The sequence below is a fragment of the Bradyrhizobium sp. AT1 genome, assembly GCF_001590795.1.
Lineage (GTDB): Bacteria > Pseudomonadota > Alphaproteobacteria > Rhizobiales > Xanthobacteraceae > Bradyrhizobium.
This window is the reverse complement of sequence record NZ_JXDL01000001.1, coordinates 4657639-4676467: the sequence shown is the minus strand read 5'-3', so window position 1 is coordinate 4676467 and position 18829 is coordinate 4657639. Positions and strand designations below refer to the sequence as shown.

At 60.3% G+C, this 18829-nt stretch carries 13 protein-coding genes; 5 read left to right on the top strand and 8 right to left on the bottom strand.

The features are described from left to right. Position 1: 1 nt before the first annotated feature. The 4 genes from SE92_RS21725 to SE92_RS21710 form a co-directional block, all read right to left on the bottom strand. Positions 2–655, bottom strand: coding sequence for a DUF3780 domain-containing protein (locus tag SE92_RS21725; protein WP_063198234.1), 654 nt, complete (start codon positions 653–655; stop codon positions 2–4). Positions 656–657: 2 nt separating this feature from the next. Further along, complete coding sequence (locus SE92_RS21720; RefSeq protein WP_063198232.1) at positions 658–3801, bottom strand: DUF499 family protein; 3144 nt, start codon at positions 3799–3801, stop codon at positions 658–660. A gap of 301 nt (positions 3802–4102) precedes the next feature. After that, positions 4103–4393, bottom strand: coding sequence for a DUF2958 domain-containing protein (locus tag SE92_RS21715; protein ID WP_502686797.1), 291 nt, complete (start codon positions 4391–4393; stop codon positions 4103–4105). Positions 4394–4440: 47 nt separating this feature from the next. Then, a complete protein-coding gene (locus SE92_RS21710; protein ID WP_349510049.1) occupies positions 4441–5517 on the bottom strand; it encodes a PGN_0703 family putative restriction endonuclease in 1077 nt (358 codons plus the stop codon). A 675-nt stretch (positions 5518–6192) separates the two neighbouring features. Between SE92_RS21710 and SE92_RS36025 the strand changes: the two genes are divergently transcribed. Beyond that, positions 6193–7524 carry a hypothetical protein gene (locus SE92_RS36025; protein ID WP_157095607.1) on the top strand — a complete coding sequence of 444 codons (1332 nt, stop codon included), beginning with the start codon at positions 6193–6195 and terminating at the stop codon, positions 7522–7524. 354 nt (positions 7525–7878) lie between these two features. Continuing rightward, a complete protein-coding gene (locus tag SE92_RS21700; protein ID WP_063198225.1) occupies positions 7879–8460 on the top strand; it encodes a restriction endonuclease in 582 nt (193 codons plus the stop codon). A gap of 63 nt (positions 8461–8523) precedes the next feature. Here the strand turns inward: SE92_RS21700 and SE92_RS21695 are convergent, their stop codons facing one another. The 4 genes from SE92_RS21695 to SE92_RS21680 all read right to left on the bottom strand — a co-directional run bounded on the left by SE92_RS21695 (position 8524) and on the right by SE92_RS21680 (position 14660). Beyond that, a complete protein-coding gene (locus SE92_RS21695; RefSeq protein ID WP_063203688.1) occupies positions 8524–10710 on the bottom strand; it encodes a helix-turn-helix domain-containing protein in 2187 nt (728 codons plus the stop codon). A gap of 840 nt (positions 10711–11550) precedes the next feature. Then, on the bottom strand, positions 11551–11829 hold the full coding sequence (locus tag SE92_RS21690) for a hypothetical protein (RefSeq protein ID WP_157095605.1): 279 nt from the start codon (positions 11827–11829) through the stop codon (positions 11551–11553). 345 nt (positions 11830–12174) lie between these two features. Then, positions 12175–13398: a tyrosine-type recombinase/integrase gene (locus SE92_RS21685; RefSeq protein ID WP_063198222.1), complete on the bottom strand. Its 1224-nt coding sequence runs from the start codon at positions 13396–13398 to the stop codon at positions 12175–12177. A 308-nt stretch (positions 13399–13706) separates the two neighbouring features. Then, on the bottom strand, positions 13707–14660 hold the full coding sequence (locus SE92_RS21680; protein WP_063198220.1) for a LysR family transcriptional regulator: 954 nt from the start codon (positions 14658–14660) through the stop codon (positions 13707–13709). A 99-nt stretch (positions 14661–14759) separates the two neighbouring features. Here SE92_RS21680 and SE92_RS21675 point away from each other — a divergent pair, with 99 nt between their 5' ends. The 3 genes from SE92_RS21675 (at position 14760) to SE92_RS21665 (ending at position 18684) form a co-directional block, all read left to right on the top strand. Further along, positions 14760–15941: an MFS transporter gene (locus SE92_RS21675; RefSeq protein WP_063198219.1), complete on the top strand. Its 1182-nt coding sequence runs from the start codon at positions 14760–14762 to the stop codon at positions 15939–15941. Positions 15942–15951: 10 nt separating this feature from the next. Beyond that, positions 15952–16986 carry an aldo/keto reductase gene (locus SE92_RS21670; protein ID WP_063198217.1) on the top strand — a complete coding sequence of 345 codons (1035 nt, stop codon included), beginning with the start codon at positions 15952–15954 and terminating at the stop codon, positions 16984–16986. Positions 16987–17109: 123 nt separating this feature from the next. Continuing rightward, on the top strand, positions 17110–18684 hold the full coding sequence (locus SE92_RS21665) for an amidase family protein (protein ID WP_063198215.1): 1575 nt from the start codon (positions 17110–17112) through the stop codon (positions 18682–18684). Positions 18685–18829: the final 145 nt, after the last annotated feature.

The window sequence follows — 18829 nt, the reverse complement described above, 5'->3', positions numbered from 1 at the left end:
CTTACTCGGCTGGAACGGACACGAACAGGAAACCCGGCCCATCGTTCTTTTTCGGTTTCGACTTTTTCTTCGGCTGTACGAAGCCAGTATTAACGCGCGGCTCCAGCGTGCCACGGCCCGCGACCGCGCCGAGGTGGAAAGTATCTGAGCGCGTGCCGAAGCAGAGCGCCTGTCGCAGTGCGCCGCGCCAGCCCATCCCGGCTTGATGCGCGAGGCCAGTCGCCGCAGCCGTCATTGTGTAGAGCCACCATCGCTCCTCGGGCTTCAGCCCATGCCAATTGCGGATGGCGACGGCGATCTCCTCTGGCTTCACGTCTGGCGCCTCGACTGCCCAGAGCAGCACGAGCAGTTCCTTGCCGAACAGCCTCTGCACAGCGGTCTCATCGGCGCCCCAACGTCCGGCGGGCTTGCCTTCGAGCTTCAGGCGCCGATTGAACTCAGTGCGCGCCTCGGGCGAGACCACATCCCAGACGTCGCGCGCGGCTTCACAGCGGAAAACCGTCTCCGGCGCCCATTGCGGTTCCCGGTCGCTCGGCGGGCGGCCGAATACCTCGAACACCTGCACTCTTGCATCGCGCCCCTTCGTGAGGCGCACGAGATAACCGTGCTCCTGATAGATGTCGGCGCAGTCGAAATTTGCAGGTGCAGTGGTCATTTTCACTCCTGCTTCCATTCAACACGATCGAAATCAAGGTCGAACGCATCGCAGAATGTCATCAGATCGCGTCCGGACGAAAAGGCAATGCCGTCCAGGCGAAGCTTCACTGTCGGTGCGGATGAAGCGAGAAGGGTGGCAAGCTCCTTGACCTTTTGGTCGAGCGCCGCCGCAGGCAGGGCGACATCGCGCCCGAGGCGGAGTGTCAGGAAATCGCCTTCCGAGCGTGCGCCATTGAGATCGACAGTGCCTCCGAACACCTTCGCGTCAGGCAGTTTGGCCAGCCGATCAAGCGCCGAGAAGGCAGCCGCCGTGTCCTTTGGTTCGAAACGCGAGGTCATGGTTGCAGCGGCATCTGGCTTTAACGCAGCCTTCGGCTGCGGCAAGCGAGGGCCGCCGGTATCGTCCATACCTGACGCAAGGGGCGCCGTCTCCTCTGGGCCGAACTGACCGTTCACCGCAGCCACGACGCGAAGCTGCTTTGCGCCCGCAGGCGCATCCATGTCGCCGTGGGGCACTTCGGGGCCGCCCTTCGGATCGGATCCGTCGAAGGTCGCGCGGATGGTCGCCGCCCGCGGAATCGCCACGAGCGATACGCGATAACCAGTGGAAGTGCGTTTCACGTCCGGTTTGACACGGATCGGCGCGCGCCACTCGCAAGGCTCGCCCGTCTTGGCGACGCCCTTAGAGTCGACGCCAAGAAACCACACAGCCGGAGCTGCCGTTTCGTACACGCGGCCGTCGAGTTTCTGCGACCGCGCCGGATCGGGCGGACCGCTCTCCGAGACATAAACGATGTCCGCATCTTCAGGTGCGACGTTTACCTGAAAGCGGCCCGTTATTATTGGGTCTTGCGCGAAATCATCCTGCCGGGCTGTGACTCGCGTGACGCGCTCCCATTTCTTTGCGATGAGACCGTCCTTCTCGCGCCAGAAGCCGCGCTGAACGGCCGCTCGTGTCAATTGCTCTAGGCCGCCTTTCGGTAGCCAGAACCAGCCGGAGCGGACGGCTGCGTTGCGCCGGAGCGAAGCCTGCTGGACAGCGTCCGCGTCGAACAAGATTTCTTCCGCATCTAGACGCAGAGTTTCGAACTCGGCGTCAAACTTATCGCTGGATATGAACTTCCCGCGCTTCGAAAGAGTGTCGACGATCTGCTGCTCGCCCGAATAATCATTGCGGTCGAACTCCATTCGGAAATCGTCAATCGAGCGCAGATAGCTCTTTTTAGCCCGATCCCGCATCGGGAAGACGATGCTTTTGAACGTTTCACGCAGCGCGCTTGTAAACGCAGCGGCTTCTCGCGCCCGAACGCCGTCAAGCTCGGCCATCTGCGGAGATCCCTGGCCGTGCTGAGCTTTGATCCGCTCTTCGACCTTGGCGATTGCCCGCTGGCGACGAGCGCTTGTCCTGAGAGTCGCGACCGCATTGCGGTCCGCCGTCAGCACCAGGACCCGGTTTTGCAGATCCTGCTTGTTCCACCAATCGTCGAACTCCTGGGGGAGCTTGTCGGCTGGTTGCTCTAAGATGATTAGCGACGGACGCTCATCATCGAGTTTGATGTCGTCAAGCGCCGGCAGAATAGCGATGTTCTCGGAATAGAGCGCGCCGGTGCGCGGCTTGAACACCTCTTTCAGCTTGTCGCGGAGGGTCTGATCAACCTGCTCGGTCGCGATGTTTCCGGCAATCTCGGTGATCTCCGCAGTCACATTGGCGGTTTGGCCGAAGAAGACACGATTGTCGACGCCTTTGAAGAGGTACCACGCTTGGCCTTCAAGGCGACTTAGACTGCCTTTGATCTCGGACACGTCGAGAAGCGGATCGACAAGTGTCTCGATCAACTCTCCGTCGGTGAGGCCCCGCAGCGGCGATTCCGCAGCCGAGAGGGAGGACATCAGCAACATCTTGGCGACTGCTGAGGCCGTTGGGTTGCCATCGGCGGCGTCGATCTTTTCAGCGAGTGCGTTGCCACGGTCGGCCACATCCCGTGAGATGGCGTTGGAGTAGCCTGGATTGATCTTCCGGATCTCCTCGATTGTCGCCTGGTCGTTGAAGTCGAGGTGCTGCAGCCCAACTAGGAACGCATTGCCATTGCCGGTCAACGCGCCGCGCACTGCGAGACGCATCAACCGGATGAGCGCTCGTGTCTTCTGGTAGCCACGGTTCTCAGCGAAGCGGGCAACGATATCCCGAATGGACGGGTGAAACGGATAGGTTTCACGTATGCGCTCGATGAATGTCTCGGGCGTAGTCGGGATTGTGTCGACCCGCTTTGCCTTCTGAAGCGCCGAGACATAGGCCTGCGCGATCTCATCGATTTTGTCAGCCGAGGGCAGGGCATCGAACAGCCGCTTGCGAACGATGGCGAAAACCTCGCCCGTGTTCTGCTGAACCGGCGTAATCGCCTGCGCGTTGCGATCGTAGTGTTTTGTGAGGCTTTCGATGAGCGTACGCAACTGTCCGGAACCGTCGAGGTACACGTCGTCTTTCAAGTTTGTGACGACGACGCACGCGCGAGGGCACCGCGGCAGCGCATTGAACAAGCGTTCCAGCGCCCCGATGGTGAGATCACCAAGCGTGGTATTGCCCACGGCTTCGCCCTGGGCCATCTGGAGATAGCTCGGCAGCTCGTCGAGCAGGATTAACACGGGCTGATCGCCAAGGACCGAAACCCATTCGTCGACGCCCGGTGTCCTTGCGCCGTTTCGCCAGAATGGCGCCATGACGTCGCCGCGACCGAGTTGCTCGGCAATATAGCCCCAAAGCAGGGTATTTGGGTTCTGGTGCCCGTTGAAGATCACGACCTTTGCCGCCGCAAAATCGTTGCCGACGGTAATCTTTGGAACGACCTCGCGGCGGAGCCCTGGATCGGAGGCCAACAGACCAAGCGCAATCAAACTGTGCGTCTTGCCGCCACCCATAGCCTGGGTGAGATAGAACGCTCCATCGTCGGATTTGCCAGCCAGGCGATCAAAGCCCCGCTTGACCAACAGCTCAAGGCCGGCAGTGAAATGGTTCCGTCTGAAAAAGTCCCGGCCGTCGATATTGCCGGTCGCGAAGTCCTCGATCTGAGCAACCTGCTCGACAAGGCTATCGCTGGTGATGATTGCGTTTGGAACGCACAGTTGTTTTATCGTTGCGATCGGCATGGCCCCGCCCACTGGATCGGGCCGCCTAGCTTTTCGAACCGTCCGTGAGTGGTGCGCGGCAGCTGCCGTAAGGTCCGAAGCTCTTTTGCCCGAGAGGTCCTCCCATAGCGTATTCGAGCGGAGTTGTCCGAGTAAACTTTCGTGCAATTTGGCTCGATTTGCATTGTTAACAGCTAACCGCATCTATCGGCCCCTGAAGAACACGATTGTCGCTGCCGCAGGCCCAGAGCTGTTCCCGGCTCGTCGCCGGACGCTTCAGCGCTGTGACGAAAGTCATGCCGGCTTCCGGCCGATCTAACCCCTAGGCCACGATCCGGCCTTTCGCCCGTGCTTCCTCAGCATAGGCAGACAAGGGCTTGTCCGCCACGAAATCGAGATCGCGCTCGACCGGCAGGCCGAGCGGGCCCTTGACTGCCGTGACCTCCGCCAGGCTGACATAACCGAGTTCTGGATAGCCGAGACCGAGATCGCAAAGGCCGAATAGCCGATCCGGATCATCTGGATCAACCTCGCTGATGAGCCACGTGGCTCCCGCATCAGGCGTGAATAGCTTCACCACTGGAAAATGGTCGCCTTCATTCAGCGCGTTCACCAGCAAGTGGACCTGATCGGTGACGGTGAGCAGGGTGCGATTATCTTTCAGGAGGCACCTCCGCGGTGGGTTTTCGATGAACCGTTGGCTCTGGGACGGCTGGTAATAGTGGCGGCTGTCAGCTTCGCGACATTGCCGGTCGCCTTGGGAGCATCGACCTGCCGACAGGCCGATCCTTCTGGCTTGTTCGAAGAGGTGAGATTGGTCGCCGCAAACTCTTGAAGCGTAAATTGATAGACGCGCTCGAAGTCACAATAACGCCGCCAAAGCGCAGTTGCGATTTCGGATGCTCCGGCGTCCGCTAGGGCCTCGATGACGGCTTCCAGCGTGAGCGCCTTGAAACTGACGCGCGTGCCATGGCTGTCCTCTTCGTCGATCAATTCGCTTTCATAGACGCGAAAAGCGGCATCGACACGCCGATTGAGGCGAGGACCGATAGCGATGAATAGTGCGCGTGGCGTGACGCCCTGGTCCACGGCGAGTTGTGCCAGCATGTGTTCGCGCCACAATTGCTCAAGTGCCAGGGAGCGCAGCATCTGGCTCTCCGGATCCTTGAACAATCGTACCTGGCGGCACGCTTCATTATAACGAGATCGCATCCGGGCAGCGGGACCAGACATGTCCTCCGAATACTTGATCTCGATGAATACGGTCGCTTGTTCGCCGTCCGGCGTGACAACACGCATGGCCAGATCGAAAGCAGTTCCGTCGGCGAGGAATCGATCCTCACGGCGGCCAGGGGAATGTTCGAAAGCGAAACCTTCAACAGAGTGAACGAAGTCGGGCAAGAGACTTCGGAATACGGTTGTCGCGAGCCGCGGGTCAATGACCATAGGCCCAAACAAATTGAACGTCAGCGGCATCGAACTCAGCGCGTTTCCGAACAGCCGATCCTCGTCGATTATGGCGCCTTCTTCGCGCATCACCAGTTCACGCCGGACCAGCCCGTGAATGGCGGGAGACAAGAAATTCCTGCCGGCGTCGGCCGCTTCTGGACTGAGACGGGAGCCCAGCTCCATCGTAATCGCGCTATCTGCTGCTCCCTGCACGTGAACGCCAGTCGGGATGCCCTGCTCGCTGAGCCAGAGAAACTGAAGCAATCGAGCGGCACGGCGGAAGCGTATCGATAGTGAAGTGAACGTTGTGGCGATGGAGGACGCTCTCCGGAACGAGCGGAACGCGGGCCATGGGAGTGTAGAGGTGACGTTCGGCTGTCGATACGCGAGATTTCATTGCGATTCCTGTGCGCCTGTTGGGCAACAGGAATTCGGGCACAGCGTGGAGAAATTGCTGCTCTGATCGGAACCCGTTTGAGCGGCAACTCAATTAATGGTTGAAACAGCGGGCTTGGGAAGGCGGGCCGAGGCCGCCGGGTCGTCGGTGGGACGTGACCTATATGTTGGGGTAGTCTGGCTCAATAGTAACACATGTAGGCCGGGTGCCGGCCGAAAAGCCGCCAACTGCGGTTTTGCTCTCCTGAGCACTATATTAGTCAGCAGTGCGTCATTGATAACGGCTTCAGCCTGAAGCCGTTGGGGCTCCCTGCAACCTGTAAGAGCAGATGAACGCGCTCCCAAAGCGAGACGAAGTCACGTCCCTGCGGCCAGAAGACGGGTTAGAGCTCCGGCTCGACCACCGCCGTCCGCGTCTGTGACGACGCTCGCATTGAGATGCACGTTTTCGATTTTGGAGCGCGGACTACCGCTCTTGGAATTGGAGCGGGGTCATCGATACAAAAGTCTCGCTCTCACAGGAGGTTATCCATCGTCAGATCCAACGAAACCTACTGGGGAACTAAGATGAATTTGCCCAAGAATGAGTTAGTGACGTACATCGAAAGCTTTGACGTTGCTGATCGTGCTCGCGTCATTTTCGAAGCGGGATTAGCCGGCTCGTATGACACCGACGATCCTGAGTTGGCCGCTCTTATCCAATCGGCAGCAGGAAGCGGAAGCGAACAGTCTCAACGATTGGGAGCGATGATGCCACCGCGCCAGCGAACGCGCGCCGAGTTTGAGTACGAACGCCGCTGGCAGCGCATTCGTCATCATTACGCATTAACTAAGCCATCTCCTTGGCTACCGGCAATGAAGGCCGAAAGCGAGCAATCGCTGGAAAAGGAGTATGGAACGTCGTTGCCAATTCAGCAGGGGGGCGCGAGCACTGTGACAAAACGAATCCCTTCAGGTCCGGATTCGCTGTCTGCTGCAATGGCCCGACATCTTTACGAGCACCATCACGAGATGTGGCCGCATTTCGTCGGACCTTTTGCGCCTCCGCCTGGATATAAACCACCTGGTGCGATGGCCAATCCATTTCGCGCTTCTCCCCCGGTGCCCCCAAAGACTAAATCTCCGATCCTCTCAGCGGGCGACGCGATGAAGGTCTACAACGCTATGGCTTTTTCGATGTGGGCTCACGGTGCGGTGATGAACACACACTTGATCATCCTTTGGGCGGACTTTGGCCTCGATGAACTTCAGGCCGCCAGGGTGCTTGGACTGTACCTTCATGAAGCTCGCAAGTGGTTGGCGGTTGGAATGGGAGTGCGTGTCCGCCGTATACGCAATTTCCGCCGTGGCGCCGAGATGCACTATGTTTGGGTCCACGAGAATGACGTCAATCGCGGGTTTCACTCACACGTGCTTACCAACGTGCCTCGGGAGCTTCAGAAGCAGTTCGATTCTTGGTCACGAAAGTGCCTCGCTCGTTTAACCAAGCGCCACGTCCATCGACGAGCGTTTCGTCTGGCACCCAGCTATGCGAAGACCAAATCGGACAAGGTGGCACGACACTGGGGTTGGTTTCGATATCTCATGAAGCAGCTCGACCCCAACGCCATGATCATGCAGCGTCATCCGGTGAAAGGAATTCTGGAGTGGCGGCTGCGCGACGAACTTAAGCCCTGGCATGCGCGGATTAGTTCTCTGGTGCCCCAGATGTCTCTCGCTGGGGTATCTCACAGCATCGGAGCAAAAGCCCAGCAAGCCGCTTGCTTCCGCTCGATGCTCTCGCAGGCCAACTTCGCCCAATTGTATTCGGGGGAAGAGCTAGAGGATCTGCAGAATATGGAGTTGTCGCGAGAGCTGCCAACAATGGACTATCGAAGCAAGTTCTATTTTGGACCGTAGGTTTCCGCGAGATTCAGATGTCGCTGATCGATGTCTCTTCTATGGAACACGCTAAAGCTAAGCTTGGTGCCGCTTCCGCCGCGCATCTTGGATCTAAGACGGGGCTTCGCCTGGCGCGAAGCCTCTTCCTAGTGCGCAGGGGTAATCGTGTATTACAATTGCCAGCTGGCTTGGTCGATAGCTACCGGTGCTGATTTGGGTATTATCGGCCGCTGACACGAGCGGGCGCCCATTGCCAGAAGAGTTGCCGTTGGCGACATTGGTGACTGTAGCGCGCCAACCGAGGGGGATTCAGGAAAAAAGTCGTTTAACGAGTTTCCTGATCCAGAAGCTTTCTATCGCGAAGCAATCCGGTTGTATCGAGAGTGGAAGGCAGGCGCACCGACCACGCCGCAAATCGCGAGCTTAGAAGAACTTACGCCAGCGGAAACCGCAAAGGCTGAAGCCAGCATCACGTATGAGAAGGCTGATGAACAAGCTTGGAATGAGATTGAGGTCCACCTACGCGCGATGCCCCCCTATGACATGCAAGATTTGGTTGCCGGTCTCCTAAAGGCGCTCGGTTATCACATCGAGTGGGTGTCCCCTCCAGGAAAGGACGGCGGTATAGACATCATAGCTCACACCGATCCGCTGGGGACGCAGGCGCCGAGAATCAAGGTTCAGGTCAAGGGTGGCTCTCAGAGGATTGACGTACAAACCCTAAATTCGTTTCTCGCCGTTGTCGACAGCGGTGATGTCGGTCTCTACGTGTCTGTTGGTGGGTTCACGAGAGACGCCGAGGAAGCGGCCCGTAAGCAGACGAGCCGGAAAATTACCTTAATCAATGCTGAGCGCCTTGTGGAGCTATGGATCGAGGCCTATGGGAAGCTCGATCAAAAGTCGCGTCAACGACTTCCACTCTCGCCGATTTACTTCCTCACGCCGGAGGACTGAGGCGCGCGATTGAGCATGATAAATGCCGGAGCTACGTGATGTAGCTCCGGAATTGCAACTCACTCAGGCTGATCTTCGCTCCGGGAGCGAAACGACGTTCGTGTCGGACGGCGGCTCGTCCGTACCGTTGTGCTGTGATACCTTGAGCAGGGGTTCGATGACGGACCGCTCCCACAGGCTTTCAAGAACGTCTTCAAGTATATCCTTCAGCTTGCTCTGGGAGGTGAACCACTTTTCAAGGTGGTTCGCGACGCGAAGCTTAAACCCAGAACCTTGGCCCCATTCGCCTGCGCAAACCGGCCAAACGGGAGCTTGGGTGAGCGGCTCTCGATAGACTTCGACGGCCGCGCGCTGAGCCGTCTCAAGAAATGACGCTCTTGCTGACTGGGCCGAAACAGCGATCTGATCTATGGTCCGGCTTGCCAATTGTAGATCGTTGTCTGCCTTAAGCGACTTGATGAAGGCGTCAAAGCCAATGGACCAGGCGTCGCTGCGCAGCTTGGCATCGCGAGCAGCGCCGACGCCGATCAGGTGAACGATGTTGAGCCCGGAATACTCTCCTTTTCGGCGGGTCGCCGCCCAGAGAGTTGAAGCATAGCGGACGCCTCGTACCGTGCTCAGGGCCTCAGCATAAGCCAGCTTCTCGCGAGCACCTAGGCGCCGATTGCCATCAAGAAACGTTCTGAGCCGGTTCGCCACCTCCTCGATCGCAGCGTTTAGGGCTTCGGCTTCATGATTTTCGATGATCTCCTGCACCGCTGCGCACAAATCGAACAACCGCGCTTCGACGGCTTTCCTCATCTGCGAAATCTGCTCGAACAACTCTTGACGGATTTGTTCTGGCGCATCCGATTCAACATTAAAGAAGATCATCGGAACGCTGCTCAGACCATCGGTGCTGAGCTCGCTCTCCACCTGGATACGCTTGAATTCGTATCCTTCGGCATCGGTTAGCGCCGGCTCGCCCGAGTCGTCTTTCATGGCGCGCGCCTCTCCCGCGCGTGGGAGTGCCAGTACCGAGACCTTGCCGCTGTCCAGCTTCTCGGAAAACGTCTCGCGCATATGTTGCAACAGAATGCGCGTGCTTGTGCCGGGCGCGTCGTTGAAGCGCGAACTGAAGACGATGGTCGTACGTGGATCCTTCAGCCTAGCATCTAGGTCTTCGCGAACCGCAACGTCGTCGACGCCTTTCGTATCGATGACGGAGATCGTGAACTCACCAAAACTGCGTCCAAAATCCGGAATAATAAGATCGATGTTTCGCGGCAGCGAAACATCCTTTAGCCGGCCGTTGTTGACCTCTTTAAACGATTCAGTGACCCATTCCATCGGGTTCTGGCGCGTCGAACTGTCGTACCAGATTTCGCGGCAGGTGCGCGCGTCAATGTTCATGAGACCAAGGACGTGCGTCCTGAATTCCTCTTCGGTGCTGCAAGACCGCGCCAAATCGGTGACGGGATCATGCCAGGTCACCTTGCCGTCTAGCGTTTGCCTACGACGGTTGAGGCCTGCCATGTTGCGTATGGCACGGTCGGCTTCGCGGCTGACGTTGAGCACTTCGCCGTTTTCACGCTTGTCGCCGTTCAAGCCTAGCCACTTCGCGGTGCAAAAGTCGGCGACCAGCTCACGCAGCTCCGTTTCGGTCATTGGTACAATGGAAATGCCAAACTCGGGGCCGCGCTTGATGTGCACTTCGCAAATGGTCGTGCCGCCGCCGCCTGTTTCCAGAATAGGCCGATTGATCGGCTTGTCGGCCAGGGCGGGTGGGATGAGCAGGTCGAAGATGAAACTGATCGCGGTGGATTTTCCGACGCCCATATCACCGATGAACGCGAGATTGTGGTCGAGACGCGTCAGGAACGTCGAAGCGCGCTGCAATGCTTCACGATGTCGCTCAATCTGACGTCGTAGCGGCCAAGGGCGCTCATCACTCTCAAGAAACTCTGCGATCCCACTGAGCGTTTCCTCGGCGGTTTCTAGGCACGCCAATTCAGGATTCCAAAAGGAGGGGGGCTCGACGTGGAGCCATTGCTTGGCGGTGTAGGCCTTAAAGTCCGCGGCGCGCTTTGAGCCGAGTTGTGACAGGGCGTCGAGCAGTTTGTCAGCTTCGGCCTGGGATGGCGCTTCTCCTTTTTCAATACGGGAGATACGGCTTTGATCGACGCCTGCCTTCTCGGCCAGGACAGCTTGGGTGACGTCGGCTTCGGAACGAAATCGGGCGAATGGTGACGGCGACAGAACGGGCGACATAATCAACCTCCTTTGCAATGGTTTTTGCATATATGCTTACAGAAATGAAAATGTCAATGCGGATTAACGCTGGTCGCCACTATGCTATCTAAGTCATTGATCCGAAGTGACATTTCGATCTTACTTTGCACGGGTTGGAGATTGCATCCTCCCGTCTGGGTCCGCCCCCGATGTGGAGGTGGACCGCGATAATTGCCGCTCGCGGGTGATTGCCTGGCCGATGGCGCTCCAGCCCTTCCTGGTTTCGGAAGGACAAAACTGCATTCTCGGAAGGGGCGGCCCAATGCTGAACGAAATGTCGTTTTGGATGAATGGCTTAGGGGGTGTCCAATTGAGCGAAATCGACTGACGATTTGCGAAGGGCTGCTTGTTGCATAGAGCCAAGGTAGGCACATACGGCGCTTGGCGCTTTTTGAATCCGCTGGGACCCTACAAGCTCCGGGAGGATACCGCAGCGCGTGTTGATGAATGCGATGTTGTCGTCGAAGGAAGGGTTGGCGGGGCGATCGGCCGACCGTTGAGACCAGCCAGCCGTCTATGCCGCAACAGACTATTGCGATCCTCGCTAGCTAGCGCGCTACTTGTGCGCGGTGATGCGGGAGATCGCGAGATTGTAGAAACGGCAGGCCGCATGATCGAGCGTGCGCCGCGGGCCCCCTATCCTTGAGCAAAATTCTCCCGAGAAAGAGCAAGGATAGAGAGAGCGATAGCGATTGCTTAAGGAGAGGATTGCGTTAGGTCCAGGAGACGTTGACCTGACGAAACAACAACGAACGTTTAGGCGGCCTCCGCGAAAATAATCGTTTGTCAAGCCAGCTTCAAGAGTCATGAAGGCCTAGACTAGGAGCGTTTGCCCACATCGAGGATCAGGATGTTTTTGCGCGAATAGCGCAGCTCCAGGAGCTCGATCAAGGCTTCGAAACCCTTATCCTTATGGCGAGTGTCAGGATCTATCGTTATCGTTCCCGTCGTGAAGTAGTTCACTTCGCCAATTTTGATGTGATACTTAGTCATCCGCTTGACGCGATAGTTCAGGTCCATGAGCTGGCGCAGTTGCTCTTTGAGTTCGGGAGGATCCTCAGGCCAAAACATTGGTTTTCCGCTATTCGGGCCGGGCATTGGCACCCTCCGAAGAACCAGATGTTGGTACGTTGCGGGCGGAGCGCGGCTGAAGGGCGGGTCTAGTTTCGAGCCATCGCTGTGCATCGTCGAGAATTATAATGGTACGTTGCGAGACCTTCACGGCTCGTAGGCGCCCCTCTCGAATTTCTTTCCACGCGGTCGTTAGGCCTATGCCGGCCCATCTTGCAAAATCTTTGACTGATACAGCCGCAACGTGTGCTGTTTGATTGTCAGGCATGGGTTCTCTCAGTTTGATCCACCTCATTGGGGAATTCGCGATATAGCGGCCATGAACCGCGGCGATTATCGGCGATTGGCTTTTCGTCTGCTGAGTTGGTGACGTCAAAGCGCTCGGTGGACCTGAACTTCGTCGCTAGACTGGCCGCCGCAGTAGGCAGCCCAAGCTTCGGCAAGCTGTCGTCGCTTCTCGAATAGATCCCCGCGTCGGTAAGCGGCTTCCACCTTATTCGAAATTGTGTGAGCCAAAGCCATTTCGACGACTTCGTTCGGGAAGTCGGTCTGTTCGGCCGCCCAATCGCGAAACGTCGAGCGGAAACCATGCGCCGTGACATTTGTTCTCTTCAACCGACGAAGCTTCATCGAGAAAACCATGCCACTAAGTGGACGGCGCTCCTTGCCTCCCGGAAAGACGTAGTCGCTCATTCTGATCTGCCTCATTTCGGTGAGGATCGCCAGAGCTCGCCTACTTAGGGGAACGCGATGATCGCGTCCGGCTTTCATACGCTGCGCTGGAATTGTCCAGAGACCCGCGGCCTCATCAATTTCATCCCATCGCATTCCGAGCGTCTCGTTGGTACGGGTCGCAGTCAGGATACAAAATTCAAAGGCTCGCGCCGCAACAGAAGCTTCATCACGAAGGTCGCGCATGAAGGCGGGTAATTGGCCGAATGGGAGCGCGGCGTGGTGCTTTACAGCTGCCACCTTTGCCCTTCGGGGCAAGAGATTGTCGAGGAAACCCTTCCAGCGCGCTGGGTTCTCTCCATGTCGGTAATCATTGATCCGAGCCCAATCGAGAACCTTCTCGATGCGACCCCGCACACGAACCGCTGTCTCCGTCTTTTCGTTCCAGATCGGCCTTAATACCTTGAGTACAAGTTCGCGGTCGATATCTGCGACGGGGGTGTTTTTGAAGACCGGATAGACGTAGGTTTGAAGGGTGGCGGTCCACTGCGCCGCATGCTTGGTGTTTTTCCAACCCGCTTGGTGGGATTCGATGTAGGTTGCCGCGCATTCTTGGAATGTAATGGCGTGTGCTGCCGTCGCGTGCGCCGCCTGCTTTTTCTTTAGCCGTTCCTCGATTGGATCGAGGCCAGCCTGTCGAGCCCTCCGGCATTCGTCCGCCCGTTCGCGCGCTTCGGCGAGCGTGACAGAGTGTGCAGGGCCAAGCCCCATGTCCCTGAGTTTGCCATTGGTTCGGTATCGATAGATCCAGCTCTTGGCATTGCCAGGGCCAACTTGCAGGTAAAGTCCCAAACCGTCCGGGTACATTCCAGGTTCGAGATTCTGCTTCACCTTCAACGCCGAGAGCTGTCTTATCCGGACCATCCGCTAACCTTCGTGCCCATATTCGGACCCATATAGCGGGACGGAATTCAGGTGACGGGCAGCGAACTTGCGCGATCGGGTTTGGAGAGATTATGCCTTGGTGGGTCGGGGGTTAGCGACTTGTGGCGAACGAAAGCGAACTGTCCTGATGAAGGCCTTCTCGGACACTCTCTCCGCCAGTGCTCCGCAAATGCAGTTTTCGCAAGAGTGTCGCGCCGAAGCCCGCAGGGCGAAGGCGGCATGGTTGCCGTTTGCTTCGGCTTGCCAAGCCGGCGTCGAATTGTCTTCTGCACCCTCCGCCATCAGCCTCATCCCGCCACCCTCCACCTGCCATCTCCCGTCCGCTTCAGCCCGGGATCGCTCACCCGCACATGCTCGCCGAGAAAATCGATGAACGCGCGCACCCGCGCGGGCAGCGGCGCGGTGTGGCCGACATAGACGGCGTGGACGTCTTCGCGGTCGCCGGGATTGTAGTTTTGCAGCACCGGGACGAGACGGCCGGATTCGATGTCGGGGCCGATGTGGAAGAGGGCGAGGCGGGCGAGACCGACGCCGCCGAGGCAGAGGCGGCGGGCGGCTTCGCCGTCGCTGACGCGCGCGACAGGCGGCGGCATGGCTTCTTCGGTGTGGTCGCCGCGCTTGAACGGCCAGCCGCGGATACTGCGCGGGAAGGTCCAGCCGATGCCGCGGTGCTCGGCGAGATCGGCCGGTATCTTCGGCGTGCCGCAGCGGGCGAGATAGTCCGGCGCGCCGACCACGACCATGCGGCTGGTGCCAAGTTTTCGCGCGATCAGACGCGATGCCCGCAACGGGCCGACGCGAATGGCGACGTCGGCGCGCTCCTGCATCAGGTCGATCAGCGTGTCGGTCAACACGAGATCGAGCGTGACATCGGGATGCTGCTTCAGAAAACGCGGGATCAACGGCATCACATGCAGCATGCCGAAGGGAATGTTGCAGTTTACCGTGAGGCGGCCGCGCGGCGTCGCCCCTGATGCCGCCTCGCGTTCGGCCTCCTCCATCTCGGCGAGGATACGCACAGCGCGCTCGTAGAAGGCCCGGCCTTCCTCCGTCAGCGTCAGCTTCCGCGTGGTCCGGTTGACGAGCCGCGCGCCGAGGCGCGCCTCCAGCCGCGAGATCAGCTTGCTCACGCCCGACGGGGTCAGGCGCAGCTTTCTCGCGGCCTGAGTGAAACCGCCGAGATCGACGACGCGGACGAACACCTCCATCTCGGCGGCGCGGTTGGTGTCGAAGCGGGCCATATTTGAATTCACGTCACAAATGATTGGATTGCGGACATTCTAATGGTTTTGCGGCAGGACCGCTATCTGCGTGGCTCGTCTCATCCATTGGAGCCACGCATGCCTCCCGCCGTTCTTGCTCTCACCGCCGGTGCCTTCGGCATAGGCACCACTGAATTCATCATCATGGGCCTGTTGCTCCAGGTCGCGGCCGACATGCATGTCTCGGTGCCGGTCGCAGGGCTGCTCATCTCCGGCTATGCCCTCGGCGTTTTCGTCGGCGCGCCGGTGCTGACGCTGGCGATGCGGCGAATGCCGCGGAAGACAGTGCTGCTGGCGTTGATGGCGATCTTCACGCTCGGCAATGCGGCCTGCGCGCTGGCGCCGAACTACGAATTGCTGATGGCGGCGCGGGTGCTGACCTCGCTCGCCCACGGCACGTTCTTCGGCGTCGGCTCGGTCGTCGCCACCAGCCTCGTCGCCGAGGACAAGCGCGCCTCCGCCATCGCCACCATGTTCATCGGCCTGACGGTCGCGACGCTTCTGGGCGTGCCCTTCGGCGCCTGGTTCGGCCTGATGCTCGGCTGGCGCGCGGCGTTCTGGGCGGTGACGGTCATCGGCGTGGTTTCATTCGCGGTGGTCGCTGTTCTCGTCCCCGGTCATGTCGGCCATGGCGACAGGCCGGTCTCGCTCGCCGACGAGGCCGCGGTGCTCGGCCGTCCGCAGGTTCTGCTCGGCCTTGCCATGACCGTGTTCGGGTTCGCCGGCCTGTTCGTCGTGTTCACTTACATCCAGCCGATCCTGACGCGCTTCACCGGCTTTTCGGAGGCCGCGGTGTCGCCGATCCTGCTGGTGTTCGGCGTTGGGCTCGCGATCGGCAATGTCGCCGGCGGCAAGCTCGCCGACCGCGGTCTTGCGCGCGCCCTGATCGGCACGCTCGCCGCGCTCGCCATCGTGTTGCTCGGCCTTGCCGCGGTGCTGTCGGTCAAGATCCCCGCGGTCATGCTGATCCTGCTGCTGGGCGTCGCCGCTTTCGCAACCGTCGCACCCCTCCAGCTTCGCGTGCTGGAAGCTGCCGGTCCCCATGGGCGCACGCTCGCCTCCAGCCTCAACATTGCCGCCTTCAATCTCGGCAATGCGCTGGGCGCCTGGGCCGGCGGCGTCACCATCGACCGCGGGTTCGGCCTTTCCGCGCTGCCGCTGGTTGCGGCCGGCATCACCGCGATCGGCCTCGTGCTGGCCCTGTGGAGCCTTCAGCTCGACCGCAGGCCGGCCGTCGTTGCGGCATGCCCGGCGGAATAGGAGAGCGGTCATGGACTATCGCAATCTCGGCGCTTCCGGGCTGAAGGTCCCGGTCCTCAGCTTCGGCACCGGCACGTTCGGCGGCCAAGGCCCGCTGTTCTCGGCCTGGGGACGCAGCGGCATCGAAGAGGCCCGCAGGCTGGTCGATATCTGCCTCGAGGCGGGAGTCAATCTGTTCGACAGCGCAGACGTCTATTCGAACGGCGCCTCCGAGGAGATCCTCGGCGCTGCGATCAAGGGCCGCCGCGACAAGGTGCTGATCTCGACCAAGATGAGCCTGCCGATGGGCGACAGCCCGTTCGATGCCGGCTCGTCACGACAGCGGCTGCTGGCCTCGGTCGATGCAGCGCTGCGACGGCTTGGTACCGACATGATCGACCTGTTTCAGCTCCACGCCTTCGATGCGTTCACGCCGATCGAGGAGGTGCTGTCCACGCTCGATGCGCTGGTGCGTGCCGGCAAGCTGCGCTATGTCGGTGTCTCGAATTTCGCGGGCTGGCAGTTGATGAAGTCGCTCGCCATTGCGGACCGGCATGGCTGGCCACGCTATGTCGCGCACCAGGTCTATTACTCGCTGCTCGGCCGCGACTACGAGTGGGAGCTGATGCCGCTCGCGCGCGATCAGGGCGTCGGCGCATTGGTTTGGAGCCCGTTGGGCTGGGGCCGGCTCACCGGAAAGATCCGGCGCGGCCAGCCGCTGCCGCAAGGCAGTCGCCTGCACGCCACCGCGCAGTTCGGCCCGCCCGTGGACGATGCGCGCCTGTACGCGATCGTTGATGTGCTCGACGCGATTGCTGCCGAGACCGGCCGCACCGTGCCGCAGGTCGCAATCGCCTGGTTGCTGTCGCGCCCGACGGTCTCCTCCGTGATCATCGGCGCCCGCGACGAGGCGCAGTTGCGCGACAATCTCGGCGCCGTCGGATGGTCGCTGAGTCCGGATCAGATCGGGCGGCTTGACGAGGTCAGCGCGGTGATGCCGCCTTATCCCTATTACCCCTATCGCATCCAGGAGGGCTTTGCGCGACTCAATCCGCCGCCGGTATAGGAGAGTGGTTATATAGGCGGCGATCGTGATAGAGCGTTGCGGCAATGCGCCATGCAGAAACGCACCTGTACATGGTCGCGTGACGTCCATAACCTCCGCGGCGCAATTTTTGGGAGATGCGACGTGGCGAAGAAGGCGGCAGCCAAGAAGAGAACTGCAGCGAAGACATCGGCGAAATCATCGAACAAGACCAGTGCTGCCCGAAAGGGCGCCGTCGCGAAAACCGCGAAGAGAACGGTCAAGCAAGCGGCTCCGCGTAAATCGACCGCCGCACGCCGGCCCAAGGGACCGGCTTGGCAATGGTCGGCTGTCGAGACCGCAGCCGCGATCCGCTCCGGCGCGATCTCCGCGGTCGAGACGGTCGAGGCGCATCTGGAGCGGATGCGCGCGGTCAATCCGAAGCTGAATGCGGTCGTCGTCGATCTCTCAGAAGAGGCATTGAAGGCTGCGCACGCCGCGGACAAGCAGCGCGCCAAGGGTGGTGCGCTCGGTCTTCTGCATGGGGTGCCGATCACGATCAAGGAGAACGTTGACTACGAAGGCCGGCCGAATTTCAACGGCGTTCCCGCCAACAAGGACCTGATCGCGCCGTCGGATGCGCCGGTGGTGCGCAATCTGAAGAAGGCCGGCGCGATCGTCATCGGGCTCACCAACACGCCGGAATTCTCCTTCCGCGGCTTCACCGACAATCCCCTGCACGGCCTGACGCTGAACCCCTGGGATCCCGATATCACCTGCGGCGGCTCCTCGGGCGGTGCGGGGTCGGCGGTCGCCGCCGGCATCGGCACCATCGCCCATGGCAACGACATCGGCGGCTCGCTGCGCTGGCCGGCGCATTGCAACGGCGTCGCGACCATCAAGCCGACGCAGGGCCGCATCCCCGCGTTCAATGCGAGCGCGACGGCCGAGCGGCCGATGCTCGCGCATCTGATGTCGGCGCAGGGGCCGCTCGCCCGCCACGTGGCCGACGTTCGCCTTGCGCTGGAGGTGATGAGCCAGCGCGATCCGCGCGATCCCTGGTGGGTGCCGGCGCCGCTGGTCGGCGAGAAACCGAAGGGGCCGATCAAGGTGGCGCTGGCCAAGATCCCCGACGATATGGACGTCGATCCATCCGTTTCGGCGGCGCTGCGCCAGGCCGCCGATCATCTCGAACGTTCCGGCTACCGCGTCAGCGAGGTCGAGGTGCCCGACATCGACGGCGTCTGGCAGACCTGGTGCGACATCATCACCAACGAGACCGTGGTGATGCAGGAAGCCGGCATGCTGAAGGTCACGTCCGAGGATTTTCACAAGGCCTGGGGCGGCATGAAGGTCAAGGCGAACGTGCTCGATCTCAAGGCCTGGATGCAGGCGACCGCCGCGCGCAACGGCCATATCCGCGCCTGGCAATTGTTCTTCGAGGAGTATCCGATCGTGCTGGCGCCGACCACGGTGAAGCCGACGCCGGGCCCACGTGAGGACACCGTCAGCCCCGAACGCGTGCGCGAGATCTTCTGGGGGGAGATCCGCTTCATCTCCGCGATCAACGTGCTGGGCCTTCCCGGCGCCGTGGTGCCGGTGGCCCTGCACGACGGCAAGCCGATCGGCGTGCAGCTCATCGCCGGGCGCTATCGCGAGGATCTCGCGCTCGATGCCGCGGCCGCGATCGAGAAACGCGCGGGCGTGCTCTCGCATCGGCTGTGGGAGAGGATGGGCTGAGACAGAGAGCGATCGCAGCGATGGTGATGGCGCCCTTTCTCCTTGCGGGGGAGGGCGTCTCGCCTCGCAGCGTTTGCTTAATGCAATTTAACCCGAATTCCGGCCAATTTGTCGACAAGCATTAGGGTTACTTCCTCGATCTCTA